Annotated in this window: 14 protein-coding genes; 11 read left to right on the forward strand and 3 right to left on the reverse strand. The window is 53.5% G+C overall.

The window, feature by feature from the left end; translation table 11 throughout:
• Positions 1-6 precede the first annotated feature (6 nt).
• The 3 genes from DCC81_RS13975 to DCC81_RS13985 form a co-directional block, all read right to left on the reverse strand.
• Positions 7-3,117, reverse strand: a complete 3,111-nt coding sequence (locus tag DCC81_RS13975; protein ID WP_240612987.1) for a SusC/RagA family TonB-linked outer membrane protein — start codon at positions 3,115-3,117, stop codon at positions 7-9.
• Positions 3,118-3,505: 388 nt separating this feature from the next.
• Entirely contained in the window at positions 3,506-3,838 is a 333-nt protein-coding gene (locus DCC81_RS13980; RefSeq protein ID WP_108687237.1) for a hypothetical protein, read from the reverse strand.
• 68 nt (positions 3,839-3,906) lie between these two features.
• A complete protein-coding gene (locus tag DCC81_RS13985; protein WP_108688244.1) occupies positions 3,907-4,965 on the reverse strand; it encodes a LacI family DNA-binding transcriptional regulator in 1,059 nt (352 codons plus the stop codon).
• A 225-nt stretch (positions 4,966-5,190) separates the two neighbouring features.
• On the opposite strand from DCC81_RS13985, the gene DCC81_RS13990 reads away from it, so the two are divergent.
• The 11 genes from DCC81_RS13990 (at position 5,191) to DCC81_RS14040 (ending at position 25,765) form a co-directional block, all read left to right on the forward strand.
• Positions 5,191-8,244 carry a SusC/RagA family TonB-linked outer membrane protein gene (locus DCC81_RS13990; RefSeq protein WP_108687238.1) on the forward strand — a complete coding sequence of 1,018 codons (3,054 nt, stop codon included), beginning with the start codon at positions 5,191-5,193 and terminating at the stop codon, positions 8,242-8,244.
• A 21-nt stretch (positions 8,245-8,265) separates the two neighbouring features.
• Positions 8,266-9,750: a RagB/SusD family nutrient uptake outer membrane protein gene (locus tag DCC81_RS13995; RefSeq protein ID WP_108687239.1), complete on the forward strand. Its 1,485-nt coding sequence runs from the start codon at positions 8,266-8,268 to the stop codon at positions 9,748-9,750.
• A gap of 44 nt (positions 9,751-9,794) precedes the next feature.
• Positions 9,795-10,601 carry a sialate O-acetylesterase gene (locus tag DCC81_RS14000; RefSeq protein ID WP_108687240.1) on the forward strand — a complete coding sequence of 269 codons (807 nt, stop codon included), beginning with the start codon at positions 9,795-9,797 and terminating at the stop codon, positions 10,599-10,601.
• Positions 10,585-13,131: a glycerophosphoryl diester phosphodiesterase gene (locus DCC81_RS14005; RefSeq protein ID WP_205686333.1), complete on the forward strand. Its 2,547-nt coding sequence runs from the start codon at positions 10,585-10,587 to the stop codon at positions 13,129-13,131. Before DCC81_RS14000 ends, DCC81_RS14005 begins: the two co-directional genes overlap by 17 nt.
• A gap of 4 nt (positions 13,132-13,135) precedes the next feature.
• Entirely contained in the window at positions 13,136-14,845 is a 1,710-nt protein-coding gene (locus DCC81_RS14010; protein ID WP_108687241.1) for a sodium:solute symporter family protein, read from the forward strand.
• Positions 14,811-16,778: a glycoside hydrolase family 2 protein gene (locus tag DCC81_RS14015; protein ID WP_108687242.1), complete on the forward strand. Its 1,968-nt coding sequence runs from the start codon at positions 14,811-14,813 to the stop codon at positions 16,776-16,778. Before DCC81_RS14010 ends, DCC81_RS14015 begins: the two co-directional genes overlap by 35 nt.
• Positions 16,779-16,782: 4 nt before the next feature.
• Complete coding sequence (locus DCC81_RS14020) at positions 16,783-19,065, forward strand: FAD-dependent oxidoreductase (RefSeq protein WP_240612988.1); 2,283 nt, start codon at positions 16,783-16,785, stop codon at positions 19,063-19,065.
• A 201-nt stretch (positions 19,066-19,266) separates the two neighbouring features.
• Entirely contained in the window at positions 19,267-19,812 is a 546-nt protein-coding gene (locus DCC81_RS14025; protein WP_108687243.1) for a sigma-70 family RNA polymerase sigma factor, read from the forward strand.
• A 72-nt stretch (positions 19,813-19,884) separates the two neighbouring features.
• Entirely contained in the window at positions 19,885-20,922 is a 1,038-nt protein-coding gene (locus DCC81_RS14030; protein ID WP_108687244.1) for a FecR domain-containing protein, read from the forward strand.
• An 88-nt stretch (positions 20,923-21,010) separates the two neighbouring features.
• A complete protein-coding gene (locus DCC81_RS14035) occupies positions 21,011-24,157 on the forward strand; it encodes a SusC/RagA family TonB-linked outer membrane protein (RefSeq protein WP_108687245.1) in 3,147 nt (1,048 codons plus the stop codon).
• A gap of 18 nt (positions 24,158-24,175) precedes the next feature.
• Positions 24,176-25,765: a RagB/SusD family nutrient uptake outer membrane protein gene (locus tag DCC81_RS14040; RefSeq protein ID WP_108687246.1), complete on the forward strand. Its 1,590-nt coding sequence runs from the start codon at positions 24,176-24,178 to the stop codon at positions 25,763-25,765.
• Positions 25,766-25,767 lie beyond the last annotated feature (2 nt).

The following is a 25,767-nucleotide window of genomic DNA, read 5'->3' on the forward strand; positions in this document are numbered from 1 at the left end:
TTTAAGTTATTTGAATGTAGTGGTGAGGCCCAGGGAGAATGTTCTGGGAATAGGATAGGCATTTTCATCAATGCCCACGCCGATGGTAGGATCTGAACCGCCCACGTTGATCTCGGGGTTCATGCCGGAATAATGCGTAAATACAAAGGCCTGCTGTACCGATGCATACACCCGTAAATTGGAGATCATGCTGCTTTTCAGCGGCACACTGTAACCCAGAGAGATGTTCTTCACCGCTAAGTAAGAACCATTTTCAACCCACTGGGAATTAACAGATCTTCCCAGTGCCGTGGTGCCCGTTTTGGTACGGGGGTAAATGCCGGAACCCGGGTTTGATTCAGAACGCCAGTGGTCCAGTGCTGCGGCCAGGGGGATCCTGGAGCCATCCATATTTGTCTGGTATGCCCATTTGGCGGCGTTCAGTATTTTGCCTCCTTCAGAGAAGGTCATGTCAATGTTAAGATCAAAATGTTTGTAGGAGAACCTGTTCACCAAACCACCGGTGAAAGTAGGCGTGGGGTCACCAATGAAAGTGCGGTCGTTCACATCGTCTATCACCCCGTCTTTATTAATATCCTTCATTTTGATGGTACCCACATCAGAGACGCCATTGGGATTGGCGGCAGTGGTCTGGTATTTTGCGGAGTTGGCCAGGTCGGCCGCATCTTTATATAATCCTTCAAATACGAAACCATAGAATTCACCCAGGTGGTGGCCCGTTTGCTGGCGGTAATAGTCAGAGGTGACGGTGTTATTTCTCCTGATGTAGCCGGGATCAACCAGGTTGGTGATAAGGTTCCGGTCGAACGACATGATAAAGGTGGTGTTCCATTTTAAAGCGCCCACCAGGTTTTTGGTGCTCACACTCAGCTCATGTCCCCACATTTTCAGACCACCCACGTTGTAAATGATCTGCGAAAAGCCGGACGATACCGGGATGGCGCGTTGCTGAATCAGGCCATCGGATATTTTATGGTAATAGTCATAGGTGAAGTCGATGCGGTTGTCCAGCACACTTACTTCCAGGCCAATGTCGAACTGTTTGTTGCGTTCCCAACGCAGGTCATTATTGGCAAGGCGGTTGATCGTTTGGCCCTGGGCCAGGGTGTTATTGAAATCATAGTAGTAAGTGCCGATGGTGGCCTGCGGGTCGTAGTTGCCAAAGAAATTATTGCCCGTGATGCCATAGCTGGCGCGCAATTTCATGAAGTTGATCGTTTTTACGGGCTTCATGAAATTTTCGTCGCTGATCACCCAGCCTGCGGATACAGAGGGGAAGTTGCCCCATTTCTGGTTTTCGCCAAACCTGGAGGAGCCGTCCCGGCGGATAGCCGCGCCGAGTAAATACTTTTGCTTGTAACTGTAATTCAAACGGCCAATGCCGGAGATCATGGAGTACGCGCTGGCGTTGCTGCCGCCGGTAATGCTCGTTGCGGCATTCAGGTATTTGAGGTCATCACTCTGGAATCCAAGGCCGGTTAAAGTGTTGCTGTAAGTGCTGAATTTCTGGGCAGAATAACCAGCTAAGACTTCCAGCTCATGGTCTTTTGCAATGGTTTTGTGGTACACCAGGTTTGCCTCTGCCGTCCAGGAACCATTGTCCACAGCGGAACTGGTGCCGGTGGTCTGTCCTTCTGTGCCGGTTACCTGGCCGGATTGGAAATACTTCCTGGTCTCAGCGCCTTTATCTACCGCGATGTTTGTTTTGATGCTCAGGCCTTTTAAAAATTCATAGTTTAAATAGGCATTGCCCAGGATGCGGGTGGTGTAATAATCGTCATTGGTAAGATTGAACGTGGCCAATGGGTTGATATAAGCCACCATACCCGGAGAATACACGTTGCGTGCATAAGAGCCGTCGGGGTTGTAAGGGGAAACCAGCGGGCTTGCCTCAAAAAATCTTTCGAAATAGCCGCCTACGCCGTCTGTACTGAGGCGGTTATTATGATCCACCCGGTAGCTTGGGGCAAGGTTCACGCCGAGTTTTAATTTGTTGTTGGCCAGGGTTACGTCCTGGTTCAATCTTACAGAATACAGCTTGGTGCCGTTGTTTACAATAACGCCCTGCTGCTCCTGGTAACCCGCTATCACGGTAGAGGAGGAGTGTTCCCGGGCAGACTGTATCACCAGGTCATAGCTTTGAATGGGCGCGGTGCGGGTCATTAGTTTGAACCAGTTGGTACCTTCGCCGTATTGGTCGGGATTGTCGTACGCCGCATGATAGTCGTCTGAAATTTTGTAGCCAGGTTCATACGCCAGGCCATCTTCCCCTCTTTCTTTCATGAAAGTGGCAAACTGTCTTGCATTCATGACATCGGGCAGCTTGTTGGTGGGTATTTTCTGGAATCCGTAATTGGCAGAAAATTCTACGGAAGATGCGCCTGCTTTTGCATGTCTTGTGGTGATAAGCACTACACCGTTGGCAGCCCTGGATCCATAGAGCGCGGTGGCAGATGCGTCTTTCAGGAAGCTGAAGCTTTCAATTTCCGCGGGATTGATGTTGTTGATGCTACCGGTGATGGGGGTGCCGTCAATCACAAAAAGCGGCTGGTTGCTGGAGTAGAACGATGCCGCGCCCCGGATAATAAAGCCAATGCCGCGCCCCGGCTGGCCGCTGTACTGGTTGATCTGTACGCCTGCCACCTTGCCCTGCAGCTGCTGTGCAAACTGCATTACAGGCATGTCCTGGAGGTTTTTGGATTGTACCGTGGCAATGGAGCCGGTCACCTCGCGCTGCTTTTGTTTACCATAGCTTACCGTTACCTCCTGCAGCTCCGAGCTGGCCGGTGCTAACGTGAAGCTGGCCGTAGCCGGTACATTACCGGTTACTTTTACGTTCTTCACTTCCGCTTTTGTAAAACCTACAAATGAAGCGGTGACGGTATAGGTACCGGTGGGAACTGTCAGTTGGTAGTGGCCACTTACATCGGAGGTAGTGGCATACCTGGTGTAGGGGATCGTAATGGTGGCGCCAGCTAACGGGTTGCCATCCTCCATTACTTTGCCGGAGATGATTCCTGATTGCTGCGCCCAGACGTGGTTGCACAGCAATACAAAAAAGAGCATTGGAAGCAAACTTCTCACAATGCTCCCAAAAAGAATAGGTCGCTTATTCATAATGGTGATTGGTTGACAGCATTGACAGCATGGATTGGCCGGTTCCACGTGCGGACGTGGAAGTACAGTTCTTGCATGGTTTTATTTCAGTGCGCAAAAGTAGCAGGGGTATGTTATGGCCGTGTTACCATGCTGTTAACTAAACATTAGATAATGGTTAAGCATATATAACGGTAATGTATAAACGCACGTTGCACAGAAGGGATTAAGCTGCAAAACGCCAGTTACGGGGAATACTTCCCTTCGGTTAGAGGCACAGGTGCTATGCATGTGTACCGCCGTAACGGGGACTGGGAATTTTCCGCGCGTAGGTGAGATGTTCTGTAGGCGGTATTGCTGGCGATCAGGAGCATTGGGGCGCAGCGGCAGGCAGTTTGTTGCACCGGGGTTAAAAGTAGAAATAGACCCCGGTGCCCCGGCTTATTGCTGCTTCAAAGAGAGATTTAATTTGAGCTACTTTGCCTGTGACATTGGTTGCAAAGAGGGCACTTTGCAATACTTTTTCTAATTTTTCTTTCTCTTCTATGCACTCATCTTCGTAGTCATCAATATTTACACCGGCTATATGATTTATAAGGTCAAAAAAACCTGTTCTTATTAATTCTTTAAATTCGGTTTGGCTCAATGACAGTTCCATTAATTGCGATGGAGTTGCCGTGTCGTGATCTAAAGCGATTTGAGCTGCTTTGTCTTTCGGGACAAGTATTATTTTACGTTCCATCAGTTATGGGTGTTATTTAATTTAATCTTACGGCAGGTGTTCATAAAGCGGGCGTTAGCCGCCATTCATCATCCCCGCTTCCTCTTCGCCCCGCTTTCTTCCTTCTTCACCGAAGAATCCCGCACGATCAATTTCGTCTTCAACTGCACACAAGGCGCTTTCCGTGCGGAATAATCCCCCTTCAGCTTCATCTCTCCCAACAACAACCGCGCAGACTCCCGCCCGATGTCCATCGTAGGCTGTGACACCGTAGTCAGGCTGGGAGACACCAGCTGCGCTGAAAAGTCATTACTAAACCCTACCACCGCAATATCATCCGGTATGCGCAGTCCCTTCTCTTTCACCACTTCCATCGCTGCAATGGCCGTGGGGTCATTGATCGCAAACAACGCATCCGGTGGTTGTGGCAGGTCCAGGAAATGTTTCATATAAATGCGCACCTTTTCAATACTCAGGTCGTAAGACAGCATCAGCGCGGGGTCCACGGGGATCTTGTGTTTCTTCAATGCATCCAGGTAGCCCTGGCTCCGCAACCTGGAGTTGATCAGGGAATCCGGCCCTGCCAGGTGCGCTATGCGGCGCCGCCCCGTTTTAATAAGGTGCTCCACCGCCGTCATGGCCGCAGCATAATCATCTATCACTACATTCGGGGCATTCAGTTCTTCACTCACGCGGTTAAAGAGCACCAGCGGGATGCCATGTCTTTGCACCATGCGGAAGTGGTCAAAGTTGCGCGTCTCCTTTGTGTGCGATGCAATGATGCCATCCACCCGGTAGGAGAGCAGCAGTTTCACGTTTGCCACCTCTGCATCGTACGACTCATTATTATGACAGATCACCGTTTGATAGCCCTCTGCCTGGAACACTTCCTGGGCGCCCAGGATTACCGAGGGGAAGTAAGTGGACATAAACTCGGGCACCAGTATACCGATGGTATTGGTCTGGTGCAGGGAAAGCCCGAGCGCCAGCGAGTTTTTCTGGTAGTCCATTTCCTGGGCAAGGTCCAGCACCGCCTTGCGCGTACGGGGATTCACATTGGGGTGGCCGGTGAGTGCGCGGGAAACGGTGGATTTGGAAATATTCAGCTGTTTGGCAATGTCGATGATCGACGTGTATTTCGTCTTCATATTACGTGGAATAAAGCCTGATTTTTCAAAGATAACCATTTGGGAACATTCCCAAAAAAATGGGATCGTTCCCAAAAAAAACTTTACCGCAATTTTCTTTGCCATGTGAATTTGTTTCGCAAAATTGAGCCCGGTAAGTTTCCTCCACGTTATAACAATACTGCTTTTTCCGCTACGGGCTTCATTTTGGAGCTACAGGGAGAGAGTAAGTAAAATTCCACATCTATGTCAAAATATGTACCGGTGACCCGGTGGCTGATGTTGGGAATTTTCCCAATATTATTATGCTCACTGCGGGCTTTTTCCCAATCCCATGTAATTAAGGGTAAAGTGCTGGCCGCAGAAAACGGCAGCCCACTCGTAGGGGTGAGCATTCGCGTGCAACAGGGCACGGAAGGTGCCGTGTCTAACCTGGATGGCTCCTTTTCCCTCTCTTCCACAAAGGCACATCCCGTGCTGGTCTTTTCCTTTACCGGCTATCTTTCCAAAACAGTTCCCATCGGCAACCAGCAAAGCCTGGTGGTGGCTCTGGAAGTAGATCCCAAGGCCCTCGGTGAAGTAGTGGTAGTAGGTTACGGCACCCAAAAGAAAGGGGACGTAGCCGGCGCCATCACCTCTGTAAAATCTGCCGACATCCGCCAGACGCCGGTGGCCAACGTAGTGCAGGGTATACAAGGCCGCGTGCCCGGGGTACAGATCACGCAAAACTCTGCCGCTCCCGGTGGCAGCGTAAGTATGCGCATCCGCGGTGTAAACTCTATCAATGGCACGTCTGAACCGCTCTACGTAGTGGACGGTGTACAGTTGTCCAACACCCCGCTTTCCGGCGATGGGCAGGGCGGCATCACACAACTGAGCCCCTTGTCCACCATCAACCCGGACGACATTGAATCGGTAGCGGTGTTGAAAGACGCATCTGCCACTGCTATTTACGGCGCCCGTGGTGCCAATGGCGTGGTGCTTATCTCCACCAAACGTGGCCAGTCCGGCAAAGCCATTGTTACCTACAGCGGCTACTATGGTGATCAGGATGCCACCAGGCGTATGCATATGATGAACGCCACTGAGTTTGCACAACTGGAAAATGATATCTACCACACCAGTGTTTATCCTAACCCTGATACCCTGGGCGAAGGCGTGAACTGGCAGGACATGATCTTCCGCAACGCACCTATAGAGAACCACCAGATCTCTGTAAGCGGCGGTAATGATAAAACACAGTTTGCCATGTCTGGCAACTACTTTAAGCAGGATGGGGTGATCATCAATTCTGATTACACCCGTTACGCATTCCGCCTCAACCTGGACCACCGCGTCAGCAACCTCCTGAAAGTAGGTACCAGCCTGTATACAAACTACAGCGTCAATAGCACGGTGCCCACTGCATCTACCAGTATTGATGCGGGCGCGGTAACCCAAAGCATCCTCGGTGCCGCTATGGGGGCGCCGCCCACCCTGAAGCCTTACAAAGCAGATGGCACGGTGTGGCCCTTTGGCGACCAGATGGATGGCCGCTACCGCGAAGTGGTAAATCCCCTGGGCCTTGCGCAGATCCTGAACCGCGAAAAGACCGCGCAAACATTGGCCAATATCTATGCGGAATTTACTTTCTTCAAAGGCTTTACCTACCGCGCCAATTTTGACCCCGTGATCTCCAGCACCCTGCGTGACTACTACTCTCCGCGCTCCATCATGAACTCGGCAGACCTGATAGCCGGTGGCGGTACCGCGGTGAAGTCCAATACCTACAATGTATCCCTGCTGCATGAAAGCATTCTTACTTACCAGACCACCATCAAAAAGGATCATTCCCTGAAAGTGACGGGTGTATTTGCCACCCAGTCTGGTAACGTAAATAACAATACCATCAATGCTTCTAACTTCCCCAACGATGCCACGGAGAACGAGGCCCTGCAACTGGCAGTGAACCGCACGGTGAGCAGCTGGAGAAGTAAGGACCGCCTGGACTCTTACATGGGACGCATCAACTACGGCTATAAGAACCGCTACCTGGTAGACCTCATTACCCGCGTGGATGGTGCATCCAAGTTTGGGGAGAATAACAAGTACGGCTTCTTCCCCGCAGGTGCAGTGGGATGGCGCGTTTCCGAAGAGCCCTTCATGGCCAACATACGTGCTATCAGTAACCTGAAACTGCGCGCCAGCTATGGGCTTACGGGCAATGCGGGCGCTATTGGCGCTTACCAGTCGCTGGCTACTGTGGGTGCTACGGGCAACTATTTCTTTAACCACGTATCTTCCAGCGGCATTGCGCCCACGGGTATCCCGAATGCGGACCTGCGCTGGGAAAAATCATTGCAGGCAGACATTGGCATAGACCTCAGCCTCTTCAACTCCCGCCTGAATTTTACAGCGGATGTGTATAACAAGAAAACCAAGGACCTGCTCTTTGTGCAGCAGTTGCCGCTTTCATCCGGTTATAGCGCTATCACGGGCAACTTTGCCAGCATGCAAAACCGCGGCGTGGAACTGGGGCTGGACGCAACGATCCTGGACAGCAAAGTGAAATGGAGTGTGGCGGCCAACGTGACCGTAAACCGCAATAAGCTCCTGAGCCTTGCCGGTGGTGTACAGGAATACACGGTGAGCAATTACAGCATCCTGAAAGTGGGCCAGCCTTTGGGCCTGTTCAAGACTTACATCTTTGACGGTATTTACCAAACGGGTGAAGACATCCTGGCGGGTTCCGGCAGCCGCACCGGTGGTGTGAAGGTGAAGGACCTCAACAATGATAAACAGATCACCGCGGATGACCAGCGTGTGATCGGTAATGCCAATCCCTCCTTCATTTACGGCTTCTCTACCAATGTGAGCTACAAACGTTTCGACTTCAGTGCATTCCTCTCTGGTGTGCAGGGCAATAAAGTGTATAACCTGATCCGTTACACCTTTGAAAACCCGCTGGGCAACCGCAATATGTACCAGGCGCTGGTGAACCGCTGGTCGCCCACTAACCCGAGTAATGAATATGTGAGCGGCTTCCAGGGCGGCCGTATCCCGCTTACAGACCGCTTTATGGAAGACGGCTCTTACCTGCGCTGCAAGAACCTGACACTGGGCTACCATGTGCCGTTTAAGAAAGTGATCTCTTCCGCCCGCATTTATGCCAGTGTGAACAACCTGTTTACCATCACCAAGTACAGCGGCTTTGATCCGGAAGTGAACACGTTCGGTAACTCCAATACCCTCATTGGGGTGGATAACCTGGTGTACCCGCTGGCCAAGTCTTATCTGCTGGGTGTGCAGGTTTCGTTTTAACACTTTTCAAAAAGTAATCTTATGCAACGCAACATATGCATCGTACTGGGCCTGATCGCTTGTTTTTTCAGCGCCTGCAAACTGGATGAAACGCCGTATTCATCTATCTATACCAATACTTTTTATAAAACACAGGAAGATGCGGAAGCAGCCCTCGCGGCTGTGTACTCATCCCTGGGCGATCTTTACTCCGGCCCCTCACCCTTGCTCATAGCGGATTTCAGCGGGGACCAGGTATATCCCCGCCCGGTGGTGGGCCGCGATACCTACCCGCTGTACAGCTATGACCCGGCTTATACCACCGTACTGAGTTACAGCCGTGGCAACGAAAGCCCGCTGGATCTGTGGACCAACTGTTATAAAGGCATTGACCGCGCTAACTGGGTGATCGCTAAGGTGCCGGCCACCAATATGGATGCCACCCGCCGCTCCCAGATCATTGCGGAAGCACAGTTCATGCGGGCCTTCTTCCACTGGATGCTCACCAAGAACTTTGGTAACGTAGTAGTGCGCACGCAACCCAGTGAATCGCTGGATGCAGCCTATGCACCTAAAAGCGATGCAAAGGATGTATATGCCCGCATTTATAAAGACCTGGATTCTGCCATCCTCTTCCTGCCAGATTATACCGCTGCCTGGGCCAAGGGCCGCCCCTCCAAACAGGTAGCGCAGGCGCTGTATGCAAAGGCTGCCCTGTACAATGGCGACTGGGCCCTGTCGCTCCAGATGGCCAAAGCAGTACTGGACAGCAAGCGCTATACGCTTATGACAGACGTGCGCGATGTATATGATCCTGCAAAGGAAGACCTGGCCCGCGTGGAAAATATGTTTGCCTTTGAGGCGGAATCTGCCCAGCCGGTGCGCTCCTCCCAGATCATGAGCTTATACGGCCCGGTGAACAGTAATGCACCGGCCTATGGCAAAACTTCCTACGGCTCTGCTTTCGCCTATCAATCTTTCTTTAATTCCTTTGATCCGAAAGATACCCGCCGCCTGCTGCTGGATACCAGTTATATTGACCGTGCCGGCAACGTGGTACACCAGGCAAGCATTACGCCTATTACCAAACAGGGGGTACTGGTGAAAAAATACATGGACCCCAACTCTGTAGGTGGTTCCCATGCCACCAATATTCCCATCCTGCGCCTGGCAGATGTGTACCTGATTGCCGCAGAAGCGGAGGCAAGGGCGAATGGTGCGGATGCCGCCGCTTATGATTATATTAACACCGTGCGGCACCGCGCACAGCTGGATGATCTGACCCCGGGCCTTTCCAAGGATGATTTCATCAAGGCCGTGCTGCAGGAACGCAGCTGGGAGTTGTTTGCCGAAGCAGACCGCTGGTACGACCTCACGCGCACCAATACTTTCCTGCAGGTGATACCCAAGGCCGTGAACGATGTATTCCCCACGCGCCAGCCCCAGGCCAAGCACCAGTATTTTCCCATTCCCCAGCAGGAGATCAATGCAAATCCCAAGCTGGTACAGAACGATCCGTGGAAGTAGGGGCCTGGGACCTAAGACAATTAACAACATAACACCTTCATCACATGACCTGTCTCTGCATCCTTCTTTCACTTCTTCTCCCGCCAAAGCGGCAACTATTCCTGGTAGCAGGGCAAAGTAACTGCACCGGCCATGGTGATAAAGCACTGTCTTTGGCGGCGGGACCGGCAGCGATGGAATACCGCTGGAGCACCAATACGCTGGTGCACCTGCAGGACCCGGTAGGAGAGCAGGATCACCGCTTTGAAGCCGCCCAATCCGGTAGTGCCTGGCCTGCTTTTGCAGCTGCCTGGTACGCCCAAACGGGTGACACCGTGATCATGGTGCCGGCTTCCAGGGGTGGTAGCTCCTGTCATGAAAAGGCAAGGTTGGGAGATATGGATACCTGGGATGAAAGTGGCTCCCTGTTCAATAATGCCGTGGAAAAGGCCCGTGCCGCCAAAGCCGCCACCGGGTTGGATCTCCGCGGCATTATCTGGGTGCAGGGCGAGCGGGATGCCAATGCGATCAACGATGGCAAACTAACGCCGGCGGAATACAAAGGCGCCTTGCAGAAGGTGATCCACCGCTTCCGGGCTGCATTGGGAAACAACCTGCCGTTTTACATTGTGCAGACGGGTTTCTATAAAGATCACGCCCGTAAAGGATTTGAGGAGGTACAGCATATACAGCAGGAGGTGGCAAACGCAGACCCCTATACGAAAATAGTTTATGCAGCGGCCGGCTCCTTCCCCGGAAAAGGATGGATGACGGACCAGATCCATTACAATCAAACGGGCCTCAATACGCTGGGCGCCGCGGTGGCCCGCAACATACTGGCGCAAACGGAAAATCATGACAAAGTTAAATAGCTTTACATTTTATCTCTTACTGGCAGCCACGCCCTTGTGTGCGCAACAGCAGGTGCGCCTCCACAACGCAGCGCTGGACCTGCAATGGCAGCAACAGGCAGATGGTTACCACCTGGTAAAAGGAAGCCTGGACAAGACGCATGCCTTGCAGCAATTGTCTGGCGCCTACACCGTGCTGTACTCCGCCGGTGCACCAGATACCGCGTCCGGTTACGATCATCAGCCCCGCAATTTTCCAGGGGCGCAATACAAATACCTCACCGGCATCTGGCGCGATAACCTGCGCCCTGTGCCCATGAACACCGCAGGTACTGCACTGCGCTTTTTCCCCGGAAATGCCACGCAACAAAATGATAGCACCATCCTGTTCTCCGCGGAGAAACCAGGTGCCGCGGTGCAGGCACGCTGGCAGCTGGATGGACATGATATTTTGGTAGACATGACGCTCACTGCAAAGCAGGCGGGCTATTATGCTCTATCCACCCCCACGCTGATGACCACACCGGAAGCAGCGCTGGACTGGGGCATGGTGCCCGGCATTTTCATGGGACATGCCTTGCAGCGGGATCTTATCCTGGCATATGCTTATGGACAGGGCATTCCGGACAAACCGGTGATTGCGCGGGAACGTACAGCCAGTACTTTATCGCCCCTCATCCGCAATAAAGCAGGCATCACCCTCAGTGTGATTGCTGCACCCGGCACCGCCCGTGATCCCTGGCAAAAAGATCACTACACGCAGAATGACTGGAAGCTGGGCCTTTCCCTGATGGACCGCAGCGGGGCGCTTACACCCACCTTGTATCATCCCGTACTGGGACAGGATAGCTCCTATATGGCCCCCGGCGAGCAACGCAGTTTTCACTTCCGCTACACCCTGCAGACCGGCGATTGGTACCCGGTGTACCAGCATGCCATTAACGACGTATATCACTTCCCGGACTTCCTGGCGCTGAAACAAACCAGACATTCCCTCACCGCACGCATGCTGGCCATGCGTCACTACCTGGATGATGACAGCACGTCCATGTGGCGCAACGAATTTTATAAAGGCCAGTGGATCGGTGCACAATCTTACCTGGGTGGAGTAGTGGGGTCTGATAAAGACGCCATGAAGAATGCAGACTACGGCGCCATGTGGATGCTGGCGCAAATGACCGGCGATACCTTGCTGCAAAACCAGCGCCTGCCCAATGCACTGCACTTTAAGCTGGCGCAGCAACAGCAGGAGCCGGGCTTTTTCCAGGGCGCCGCCACCGGCCAGTATTACCTGTGGAAATCAAAGAAATTTACAGAAGAATGGGGACCGTATGTAGAGCCCATTGGCCTCACCTACTACACCATGCTGGATGTGGGCAACATTCTTTTGTTTGAGCCCGGTAATACACCGCTGAAAGAACGCCTGCGCTTAGGTGCAGACAAGCTGCTTTCCTGGCAGCATGCAGACGGGCACTGGGAAGTAGCCTATGATCATGCCAGCGAACAACCTGACTTTACAGACCTCCGCGACCTGCGTCCTACTTTTTACGGGCTGCTGGTGGCCTACCGGGTCTTAAAGGATAAAAAATACCTGGACGCTGCACGCAAAGGCGCAGACTGGATAGTGGCCAATGCCGTGAACAAAGCCAACTTCCTCGGGGTATGTGGTGATGCCCGCTTTGTGCCGGACTTTGCTACCGGCCAAACCGCACAATCCCTGCTGGACCTGTATGACCTCACTAAAGATGCAAAGTACAAGGCCGCTGCTATTACTACGGCCCGCTTATACACGGCCTCCGTGTATACCCATCCCATTCCATCCACGGAAGCCAAGATCGTGAACGGGCAACCCCGCCAGGACTGGGAGATCAGCCAGGCAGGGCTTTCCTTTGAACATGGCGGTACTATTGGTTCTGCTAACGGTGCAGGGCCCATTTTGCTGGCCAGTCATGCCGGTATGTTTGTGCGCATGTTTGGTATCACGCACGATTCTTTATTCCTCAATATGGCCCGAGCGGCCGCGTGGGGGCGCGATGCGTTTGTGGACCAGCAAACACAGGTAGCCTCTTACTACTGGCGCGCGATGAATGCCGGTGCAGGCCCTTACCCGCATCATGCCTGGTGGCAGATAGGCTGGATCACTGACTACCTGCTGTCTGAAATGGCGCTGCGCAGTGAAGGTGGCATTAGCTTCCCGTCAGGGTTTGTAACGCCCAAAGTAGGCCCGCACCTGAGCCATGGTTTTGCGCCGGGGCACATTTTTGGTACCGCGGTAAGCCTGCACCTGGATGATGACTTTGTGAGGATAGACCAGCCGCAGGTAGACTACCTCGGCGCCTGGGATGCATCGCATAAGAACTTGTACCTGGTGCTGCTCAATGATGCCGTGACCACCACGCTGGCTACGGTAACACCCGGTATAAAAGCTACCGGTGCACAGCTCCTGGATGAAAAAGGCCATCCCCTGCAAACCCTGGATGCGCAAGGGCCCTGGCGGCTATCACTGCCTGCGGCGGGCCTGCGTGTAATTGTTATCCATGTAAATCAATAAGCCCATGACAGCTACGATCGATACGGTTGTGATATTTGTTTTTTCTGCTTTTGTGCTGTTCATCGGCCTGTTGTTTGCCCGTACGGGGCGCAACCTGAAGTCGTTCTTTGCGGGCGGCGAAGCGGTGCCCTGGTTCATAGGCGGATTGTCACTATTCATGAGCTTTTTCTCCGCGGGCACTTTTGTGGCCTGGGGGTCCGTGGCCTATAAATATGGATGGACCTCCGTGACCATCCAGTGGACCATGGGCCTGGGCGGGCTGATAACAGGCCTGTTCCTGGCGCCCCGCTGGAAACGAACCGGCGCACTCACCGCCGCAGAATTTGTAAAACAGCGCTTGGGCCTGCCCGTACAGAAATTCTATGTGTACATTTTCATGCTGGTGTCTTTGCTGAACAAGGGCGCGGTATTGTATCCCGTGGCCCTGCTGGTGAGTGTGTCCCTGGGCTATCCTTTGCCCGCCTGCACATTGGCGCTGGGCCTTATGATGATCGCCTACACCGCCATTGGTGGTTTGTGGGCGGTGATGGTGACGGACATCCTGCAGTTTGTGATCCTCACGGCAGCAGTGCTCATCGTGCTGCCCCTGGCCTTACAACATGCCGGTGGCTGGGACAATTTTGTGCACAAGGTGCCCGCGGATTTCTTTCATGCGCTGAATGGGGAGTACAACCTGGGCTTTATCATTGCCTTTGCCTGCTACCACATCAGCTACATTGGCGGCAACTGGACGTTTGTACAGCGTTACACCAGTGTGGATACACCCGCTGCGGCGCGCAAAGTGGCCTTCCTCTTTGCCGGCTTGTATGTGATCAGCCCCGTGATCTGGATGCTGCCGCCTATGATCTACAGGAGCATCAACCCGGCTTTAGTGGGCCTGCAAACGGAGAATGCTTACCTGGAGGTGTGCCGCCTGGTGCTGCCTCCCGGCCTCATGGGCCTTATGCTCACGGGCATGTATTTCTCTACCTCCGCTACTGCTAATACTACACTGAACGTGACCTCCGCCGTGTTTACAAATGACATTTATAAGGGCCTTATCAATCCCCTGGCATCAGATAAAAAACTGATCGCGGTGGGGCGCTGGTCATCCTTTTTGCTGGGGCTGGGCATGATCGGCATAGCGCTGCTGGTGCCGGCTGCAGGAGGCATGATAGAAGTGGTGCTGAGCATTGCCGCCATCACCGGCGGGCCTTTGCTGCTGCCACCCGTGTGGGCCTTGTTCTCTAAGAAACTGGCCGGCCGCACCGCTTACATTATTTCCGCGGTAAGTCTCGGTATTAATCTCGTGTTCAAGTTCATCACGCCCTGGCTGTTCCACCTGAAGCTGGACCGCTCCCAGGAAATGATGCTGGGCGTGGGATTGCCGCTATTGTTGTTGGTGGCCGCAACGTTGCTGGCCAGGACCGTGGCGGCGGATTACCTGCGGTATGCACAGTTCCGCCAGCAGGAGGTAGCGCCGCCCAATCCCGAAGAGATGGAGGCCATCCGCCGCCAGAACCGGTTTGGCCTGCAGGTGATCGCGTTTGCACTTGCCTTTACCGCCCTCTTATTATTTGTGCTTTGTTTTATTACCCCCACAGGGAAGTCGCTGCTGGCGGGCATTGCAGCTGCCATCTTATTGGTGGCGGCCATCCCGCTGCGGGCCGCCCAAAAGATCCGTATTCATTTAATTACCAATGATCAACCTCATGCCCAGGAAGAACTTATTTAGCCTCTTATTGCTGTTGATAGCATTAAAGACCCATGCTACAGACACCCTGTATTTACCCACCCGGCATTGGGCCTTTGCCATAGACCCGCTCAAAGTGGGCGATAACGAAGGATGGTACCGGGATGATTTCCGCAAAACCACTTTCGATTATGTGGACCTTCCGCACTGTTATTCCGTGGATCCCCGTTATTTTTTCTTTAACGGGCAGGCCTGGTATAAAAAGGAAATGGAGCTGGCCACCATCCCGGAAAACCGCCGCCTGTTCCTGCATTTTGAAGCAGTGTATTACAAGTGCAGCATTTACCTGAATAACGAATTGGTAGGAGGGCATGAGGGCGGCTATACACCGTTTGAGGTGGAGCTCACCGGTAAATTAAAGACCGGCAGGAACACGATCGCCATCAAGGTGGATAACAACTGGGACACCACCACCATTCCCGCGGCCCGCCCCGCCAGGGAAGCCGGCGATCCTATTAACAGCCAGCTGATCCCCTGGATGAATTATGGCGGCATTACCCGTGACTGCTGGTTGCTGAGCCGTACCAGTACCTTCATTGAACGTGTGAAAGTGGAAACAGATCCCGACCTGCAAAAAGGCACGGCCATCATTTCCCTGCGCCCCACACTGAATGGTAAGGCCGGTGCCCCGGTACAATACACCCTCCTGGACCCGCAGGGGAAAGTATTGCGCACCAAATGGAATACTAATAACGGTATCGCATATACGAAGATCAGCAACACCCGGCTCTGGGACCAGGATCATCCTTTCCTGTACCGCGTACAGTGCGTAGCCGGTGGCGATACCCTGCTGCAAACATTTGCCGTGCGCAAGGTGGAAGTGAGAGGCACACAGTTGCTGCTGAATGGGCATCCCATCAAGATGGGGGGCGCTAACCGCCCGCTGGACTACCCGGGCCTGGGCTCCATGGAGCCGGACTCCGTTGTGGAAAAAGACATGCGCCTGATGAAAGAAGCCGGCATGGAATTCAGCCGCTTCTGTCATTACCCCGTATCTGAAAGAACGCTGAACTGGATGGATGCGCATGGAATGCTCATCATTGAAGAAGCAGGCAACTGGCAACTGGCTCCCTCGCAAATGGCCAGACCCAGGATGCGGGAACTTTTCCGCCAGCAGTTCCGTGAAATGATCCAGCGCGACTGGAACCACCCCAGCATTATTGCCTGGAGCGTGGGCAATGAGTTCCAGTCTTTCCGCCCCGAAGGCATTCAATGGGTGAAGGATATGAAAGCTTATGCCAATGAGCTGGACAACTCCCGCCTGGTGACGTTTGCCAGCTGCTTTGTGCACAACCCCGGCCTGGTGAAGAAGCCGGAAGACGAAGCCTCCAATTATGTGGATTTTGTAAGCGCCAACATGTATGGCAATTATGAAAATGCCATTAAACACATCCACGAAATCTATCCCAACAAGCCGCTGTTTGTAAGCGAGTTTGGCCAGCGGGCAGACTTTGTGAAGTCGGAGGATGAGCGCATTGCACATTGCAAAACGGCCATTGATGCATTCCGCAAGGCAGACTACGTGATAGGCGCCTGCCTGTGGACCTACAATGATTACCTGAGCCGCTACCCGAATACCAATCCCAATGGCTACCGCCAATGGGGGGCCGTGGACCAAAACCGTAACCCACGCGCATTATATAATTACCTGCAATCAGAATTTTCACCCCTGGTTATCACTTCAGCTACCTGGCAGCAGGAGCAGCTGGTGGTGAAAGTGAGCGCCCGTGCGGATTTCCCGGTATATCCCACGGATGGCTACCTGCTGGAATACAATGGGGTGCAGGCCCGTATTCCCGCGCTGCAACCGGGTGGGCAAACCACCGTGACCCTGCAAGCAAAAGCCAGTGCAGCTGCCATACTGGCCATGCTGCGGCCCGGGGGCTTTGTTATTCATCGTCAAAAAATTCAGTGATATCATGATGATCAAGGAACAGTTCAGTGAAAGAAGAGACCCGCGCACCGAAAGCCTGGAAGCAGACCTGGTAGTAGTAGGGGGAGGCCTGGCGGGTGTGTGCACGGCCATCACGGCCGCCCGTGAAGGGGTGAAGGTGATACTGGTGCAAGACCGGCCCATGCTGGGCGGCAACTCGTCGAGCGAAATACGTTTATGGATCCTGGGCGCCACTTCCCACATGGGAAATAACAACCGCTGGGCGCGCGAAGGTGGCCTGGTAGATGAAATACTGGTGGAGAACATGTGGCGCAATCCCGAAGGTAACCCCGTGATCTTTGATACCGTGTTGCTGGAAAAAGTTTGGAAAGAGCCCAACATCCGCCTGCTGCTCAATACCGTGGTGTATGAGACCACCAAAAGCAGCCCCAATGTAATAGCCCGTGTAACGGCCTTTTGCAGCCAGAATAGCACGCGCTACATCTTAAGCGCTCCTTTCTTCTGTGATGCCTCCGGCGATGGCATTGTAGCCTTCCAGGCAGGTGCCGCTTTCCGCATGGGTGCAGAAACGGCGGACGAATTTGGAGAGCCTTTTGCGCCCACGAAAGAATACGGAGAACTGCTGGGCCACTCGCTTTACTTCTACTCCAAAGACACCGGCGTGCCGGTAAAATTTGTGGCACCTGCCTATGCGCTGGACCACATCAGCGAAATACCCCGCTACCGGCGGCTTACCGCCCGGGAACATGGTTGCCAGTTGTGGTGGATTGAATATGGTGGAAGGCTGGACACGGTGCACGATACAGAAAAGATCAAGTGGGAGTTGTGGCGCGTGATCTATGGTGTGTGGGACTACATTAAAAATTCCGGTGAATTTCCCGAAGCGGAAACCCTCACGCTGGAATGGGTGGGCATGATCCCCGGCAAGCGGGAAAGCCGGCGCTTTGAAGGCGATTACATGCTTACGCAGCACGATATCGTGCACCAGCGCACGCATGACGATGCGGTAGCCTTTGGCGGCTGGTCCATTGACCTGCACCCGGCAGATGGCGTGTTCAGCGAAAAGCCGGCCTGCAACCAATGGCATGCAAAAGGGGTGTACCAGGTACCGTACCGCTGCCTGTACAGCAGGAACATAGATAACTTATTCTTTGCAGGCCGCATCATCAGCGCCTCGCACGTGGCATTTGGATCATCGCGCGTGATGGCCACCGGTGCTTACACCGGCCAGGCCTCCGCCATGGCGGCGGTACACTGCCTGCAAAAACAATTACAGCCCAGGGACCTCGTAGCACCGGTGCATATGAAAGCCCTGCAAACGGCCCTGCAACGCAGGGGGCAGCACATACCCGGCGTACCCATGAAGGATAGTGAAGACCTGGTGCAATCCGCTACCATCCGGGCTTCCAGCGAGTACGTGTTGCAGCAATTACCTCCCTCCACCGCGGGCTCCATCTCCCTGGCCGATGCCGCCGCCCAGATGCTGCCCTTGCCCGCAGGCCCCATGCCTGCTGTAAAAGTATGGGCTACTGCCAGCGAGGATACCACCCTCACGGTGGAGCTGCGCACCACCAGCCGCAACACGCACCACACACCGGATGTAACCCTGCAAACCTTACAGGTACCGTTGAAAAAAGGTGCACAGGAGGTTTCACTTAACTTCAGCGAAACCCTGCCCAACGATGGCTACGTGTTCATTTGCTTTATGAAGAACCCTGCCATCACCCTGGCCGACAGCGACCTGCGGGTAACCGGTATTTTATCCGTGTTCAATAAAACAAATCCCGCGGTATCTAACTTTGGCAAGCAGGAACCCCCGGAAGGCATTGGTATGGAAGCCTTTGAGTTCTGGTGCCCCGGCAGAAGGCCTGGTGGCAGGAACATTGCCATGGAACTGGGCCAGGGCATTGTCTTCCCCGCGGGCAATATCCGCAACGGGACAGACCGCCCGGTAACTGCCCCGAACGCCTGGCTGGCTTCCCCGGAAGACAAAGCCCCTGCCATTACCTTCCAATGGAACAGTCCCCAGCACATCCGCGAAGTAACGGTTGCTTTCGATAACGATTTTGACCATCCTATGGAATCCGTACTGATGGGCCACCCCGAGCGCGCCATGCCCTTCTGTGTACAGTCATTCTCCCTGCACGACGGCCAGGGCAACGAGCTGGCCTCCGTAACGGATAACCACGAAACACTCAAACGCCTGGTATTTGAAGCACCGGTAAGCACCGATGCACTGGAACTGCGCATCCACGCCATGCATGGAAAGGTGCCGCCGGGGCTCTTTGCAGTACGTTGTTATGCGTAAATGGAGATCATGAAAAAGGGCTGTCAAAACTTCGGGACAGCCCTTTTTCATTCAGGTACCTGATGGAGAAAATTTTCATACAGGCGATGCTCAGAGCCTTCATTTTACTTATGAGATTTCCCCTTTTTTTGATTGCGATGTCCTCCTACTATATTTTTACATTTACTTTACTTAAATTAGGATCAAATCCACGTTATAAATATGATAGCCGCCTTGAAGGAAGACAACCTCCTTGCATTCAACGAGGTGTACTACGCATATCATAAAAAGATATACCACTTCATCCTCCGTAAAACAAAATCCTCCTTCCTTGCCGAGGAAGTTACGCAATTGACCTTCATCAAATGCTGGAACTACCGTGCAAGCCTCGACGAAAACCTTGGCATTGACATACAACTTTTCAGAATAGCCCGCACTACCCTGGTAGACCAGCTCCGCAAAACCACCGCCTACCAGGAAAAAGTGATCCACGTGGTAAACAGCTACCTCATTCCCCAGGACGAGCTTTGGAACCGCATGGCCGAAAAAGAACTGCAGCAGCAACTGGCCAAAGCGATGGAAGAAATGCCCCCCATGCGGCGCAAAGTGTTTGAAATGAGCCGCTTTAAAGGCATGAGCTACCAGCAGATCGCGCATGAACTATCCTTGTCATCCCGCACCGTGGAAGCCCATATTTTCCAGGCCACCCGCCAGTTGCGCCACTACCTGGGGCCTTTGCTCCTGGCATGGTGGATCGGCAACCATTAAGAAAAAATATTTTTCCCCAGACTAAGTAGTTGACGCCGCAGGAACGTATTCCTTAGTAGCAGCCCAGTTCAGATGATGATCAATGATGAATTAATAACGCGGTTCTTCCACAACCAGTGCACACCGGAAGAAGCCAGTGCGGTAGCAGCCCACCTGGAGGAACACCCTGAGGTGCTGGAAACTTACGTGCCGGAAGCGGAGTTCCTGCAAATGGAAGCGGGCGACCTGCCGCAAACCGTGTCCCGCCTGTGGCTGCGTAATATTCATGGTCAGATCAACCGGCGCCGCACTCCCCTCATACGGCGTATAGCCGTAGCTGCGATCATGGCGGGCATAGTGGTGGGAGGCATTTACCTGCTGCGTACCCCGCAGGGCCCGGCCACACAGGGCACCGTGGCCCGCACCACCATTACAGCGCATAACACCCGCGTGGTGACCAATAATACCAACCACTCCCTGACCCTTCAACTGCCGGATGGATCGGTAGCAGTGCTGGAACCGGCGGCCATTCTCCGTTATGAACAACTGTTTGCAGACGGCCGCCTGGTGGACCTTTCCGGGGAAGCTGATTTCACCGTGATTGCCGACAAGACCCGGCCTTTCCGCGTAGCCAGTGGCGTGATCCATACCACCGTACTGGGAACCTTCTTTCATGTAAAAGCCAACCCGGATGAAGAGCTGATCACCGTAAAACTCCACAGCGGCAAAGTGCTGGTGCAGGCCATCCTGGATGAAAAGAAGCTGATGGATGACGCCATCCTCACGCCTGGAAAAGCATTGACCTTTAACACCCGTACGCGGCAGGCCACCCTGTTCAATTTTGAGCGCAGCGGCCGCGAGGCCATGGTAAAAGCCGGCAGCAGTGGCACCCCGACCACCAAACCAGACTGGTACCAGTTCAATAAGCAACCAATGTCGCAGGTATTAGACCAACTCAGTAATTATTATGGAATAAGCATTTACTATTATCCATCAGACATTGCCGACATCTATATCGATGGGAAATTTGACAACACCGATTCCTTAGCCGAGATCTTGACAGACCTTACCCTGCCAAACAATTTGAAGCTGACACGCAAAGACGATGGATTTGTGATCAAACGAAATTAGTCCCGGAGAATTTTTATTGTTTCCACGTATAGGTGCTGAAAAGCGCCAGGGGCTTGTAGTGCCCTTCATATTAAATCCACATTCCGTTATGAAAGTTATTTTCCGATTAACATTTGTCATGTTGTGGGGGCTCATTCCCCTGCTATCCACGGCACAGCAGGCACGGCCCCAGGTGAGCGGCACCGTGCGCGATGACCTGGGTGAAGTGTTGCCGAATGCATCCGTGGTGGCACTGAATGAAAAAACAAAGTACAGCGCCGGTGTGCGCACAGACACCAATGGCGTATTCCGTTTTTCAGGACTGCCGGAAGAAGGGCATTACACCTTCAGCGTGTCTTACGTAGGGTTTGAAACACAGCAGCGAAACAACGTAACCCTGAAGAATGGCGCTACTATTACGTTTGCGGTGAAGCTGGTAAAATCCACCAGTACCCTCAATGATATCGTGGTGATAGGCTACGGTACTGCAAAAAGAAAGAACGTAGTAGGCTCCTTTAACGTGGTGACGGTAAAGGAAGCAGGTAGCACAACTGCTACTAATCCCTCCCAACTGCTCATCGGCAAGGCGGCAGGCGTGCAGGTAGTACAAAGTGGTGGCCCCGGTGCGGATGCACAGATCCTGATCCGTGGTACCGGTACCTTTACCGACGTAAACCCGCTCTACGTGGTAGACGGGATACAGGGCACCAAGAATTTATTCAACAGCCTCAACACCCAGGATATTGAAAACATCACCATTCTCAAAGATGCTTCCTCCACTGCCATCTATGGCTCTGCGGCGGCAAATGGGGTGGTGATCATCACCACTAAAAAAGGCAAGCTGGGCCCACCCAGGCTGACCCTCAGTTCGCAGTGGGGTATTTCCAAAGCCTGGAAACAACTGGACCTGCTGAAGGCCAGGGATTATGTAAGCGTGCTGCAGGACCTGGCCGCCAGCAAGAACAGCGTGTTGCCTGCCAAATTCAGCACAGACGCGGTGATGCACGATAGCACCGACTGGCAGAAGGCCGTGTTCCGCAACGCGCTGGTAAATGAAAATGACCTCAACATCATCGGGGCAGGAGAGCGGGTCACTTATTCCGTATCTGCCACTTACATCACCCAGCAATCCATCCTGCAACACGCAGTGAACAAGCGCCTGCAGGCAAGGGCCAGCCTGGAAGAGAACTTTGGCCGCTTCCGTTTTACGCAGAACGTGATGTTCCGCCAGTACATTGGCCAGGGTTACAATGCCAACCTGCAGAATGCCCTGCAATATGCACCTTACAAACCCATTAAGGATCCTTTCATCCAGGGTGGCTACTCCATTGTGAGCACCGCATTGGATTTCAGTAGCATTGATAATCCTTACCAGGAAATTTACCTGAAGCAGCAAACGTCTAACTCCATGTCTTTCTTCCCCCAGCTGAGCGGAGAAGTAAGGCTGATAGACGGGCTGCGCTTCCGCTCACAGTTTGCCGGGGAGGTGAACTCCACCCGCAGCACTACTTACCAGCCCCAGTATCAAAGTTCCAACTACCTGAACCAGGCCCGCCAATCGGGGTTGAACTTCACCCAGAACAGCTACTACATGTGGGAGAACTATTTTTCTTATGATAAGCAATTGGGTACCATGCATAGCATATCCCTCACCGCAGGGGAGAGCTACATAGACCCGGGAAGGTCCTATGCCTCCGGCATCCGTGGTACCGGCCAGCCCAATGATAATATCACCGGCGTTACGGTAGCGCCTAACCAGGCGGTGACCACCTCCTACGACAACTATTCACGGCCTTCCCTGATCTCTTACTACGGCCGTGCAAGCTATACGTATAACGACCGTTATACCGTTTCAGGCAGCTACCGCCGCGATGGTGCGTCAAACTTTGGTGCCAATAACCGCTGGGGTAACTTTGCCGCCGCCGGTGCCTCCTGGCGCTTCTCCGCGGAAGACTTCATCAAGCGCAGTTTTCCCGCATTGTCTGAAGGCAAGCTGCGCATAGGCTGGGGACAAACCGGTAATAACAATATCCCCAACTTCCTGAATACGTCTAAGATCTACCAGGGCTCGCCCACCGGTGCCCTGGTGTATTCCCTGGGTGCTACAGAGTCGTTTATTTCCGGTGTTACCCTGGTCACAGTAAGTAATCCTGACTTAAAGTGGGAGCAGACCGCGCAAACAGATGTAGGCCTGGACCTGTCATTCTTCAGGAACCGCCTGAGCGTTGTGGCAGACTGGTACGACCGTAAAAGTACCGGCCTGCTGGTGACCACCTTCCTGCCTTCCAGCGTGGGCGTGAGCCCCACGGGCAACCAGCCGAAGAAGACCCTGAATGCCGCCAGCGTGGATAATAAAGGCGTGGAACTGATGATCGGTTACCATGATAAGATCACCGAAGATTTTGGATTCAATGTCAGTGTGAACGGGTCTGTGAATACTAACAAAGTGCTCTCCCTTGGTGCGCAGTTCAATGCGCCCATCCAGGGCGGTGCGTTCGGCCCGGTGCCGGCTACTACTTACACTGCAGCCGGCAGTGTGATCGGGTCTTTCTATGGCTACCGCGTAGACCACGTGGCAAAGGATGCAGATGAAATTGCCGCGCTGGATGCACAGGCAGCCAAGCAGTCCGGTACGCCCGGCACCAAATACCAGGATGGATTGCTGCCAGGGGATTTCATTTACAAAGATCTGAACCACGATGGAGTGGTGAACGCCAAAGACCAGGAGATCCTGGGCAATCCCATTCCCAAATATGTATACGGCATTAACGCCGGCGTTACCTACAAAGCGTTTGACCTGAACGTAGTGCTCTCCGGTATCAGTGGTATGAAACTGCTGAACGGGATGAAGCTTTATACACAAGCTATGCAGGTAGGGCACAATGCCACTACCGCCATCATGGACCACTGGCGCAACCCCGGTGATGTAGCCGCTTTACCCCGCCTGGGCCAGAGCGCTACCGGCAGCGGTAACCTGCGTCCGTCCGACTGGTGGCTGGAAAACGGTGCTTACCTGCGCGTGCGCAATATCACCCTGGGCTACAATGCGCCGGCCAGCCTGCTTACCCATGTTTCCAAAGGCACTGTGAAATCTTTCCGCGTGTACGTTGCAGCACAAAACCTCTTTACGGTGACCAGATACACCGGCTATGACCCGGAAGTGGTGGGTAGTGACCTGTTGTTCAACCGCGGCATAGACCTGGGGCAGATCCCGCAGCCACGCACGTTCCTGGCTGGTGTACAAGTGGGTTTTTAATTCTAAAATTCAAGCGTTATGAAGAAGTTTTTTATACTGATGATCCTGGTGGGAATGAGCGTGGGTTGTTCCAAGAAGCGCCTGGACCTGGTGGACCAGAGCAGTTATGCATACGAGACGTATTTTACCAATTCCAATGCCATCAACCAGGCCACCATTGCCACTTACGCTACGATGGTGCACCCCGGCCTGTGGGCGCGTGAATATTATTACATCTTTGACCTGCTGGGCAATGAAGCCAAGCGCGCCAGCTTCCTGCTGGGCCCTGAACAGGAGCTGGGCGACTATACCTTTGGCAGCAACAACCAGGACCTGGGCTGGCTGTGGCAATCCCTTTACCGCATGATCTTCCGCGCTAACCTGGTGCTGGACCGTGCCGCCGCATGGAACCCTACCGCTACGGTAGACAGGGCCAAGGTGAACCAATACGTGGCGGAAGTGAAATTCCTGCGTGCCTACGCCTACCTGCACCTGGTAACCCTGTGGGGCGATGTGCCTTTGTATACCGATTATAAGACCACCCTCAATAATAACTACCTGCCCCGCAGCCCCAAATCACAGGTGTGGCAGCAGATAGAGAAAGACCTCCAGGAGGCACAAGCCACAGACGAACTACCGGTAGCCTATGCCGCCTCAGACCTGGGCCGCGTAACCAAAGGCGCGGTGACGGCGTTACTGGGCAAGGCTTACCTGTATCAGCAAAAATATGGGCCTGCACAGGCAGAATTTGCAAAACTGCTGCAGGCTCCCTATACCTATAAACTATGCCCCGTATACGACAGCCTTTTCTCCACCACCAACCAGACCAATCCCGAAAACATTTTCCAGATCATGGACCAGCAATGGACCGACTGGGGAGTGGGATCGCCTTACTATATGTTTGGCAACGGTGCAGAGCAGGTGGGCAAGCAAACGCACACCGGCCGCGCTATGGAGTATGGCTTTAACGACTGGAAGAATGTGTACCTGAGCAACGCCGCCGTGAAAGCATTTTCATACACCAATCCCCATACCGGCCAGCCTTACGTAGACCCCCGTGCGCGTTCCACTTTCTACGGCACCGGCCCATCTGGTGGCGATACGGTGTACTGCCAGCAGTGTGCTACCGGTCCTAAAGCATACCCGTTCAATACCAGTGACCCACAAGGTGATTACCGCTGGAAGAAATATGAATACTACAACCAGGTGGCCTCTTACGGCGACCCGAAGAGCCCTATCAATGCACAGGTGATCCGCCTGGCAGACGTAATGCTGATGCTGGCCGAAACACAGATCCAGCAAGGTAATACGGGCAATGAGCCCCTGGCCCTGATAGACAGCGTGCGCTCCCGCAGCGGTGCCGTATTGTACACCACCCTGGGTGATAAGACCAGTGCCATGAAGATCCTGATGCATGAACGCCAGCTGGAACTTTGCGGAGAAGAGTTCCGCTACTTTGACCTGCTGCGCTGGGGCATTGCCAAACAGACCATTAACGGGGAAAAGGCCGTGGATCCCGGGGTGGGCGTTACGCCCTTCCAGGATAAGCACGTGCTGTTCCCCATCCCTGATAACGAAAAAAATTACAATCCAAACGTAGCCGCACAGGTGAAGGACGGCTGGAACTAACG

This window comes from Chitinophaga parva, from assembly GCF_003071345.1.
GTDB classification, from domain to species: Bacteria; Bacteroidota; Bacteroidia; order Chitinophagales; family Chitinophagaceae; genus Chitinophaga; species Chitinophaga parva.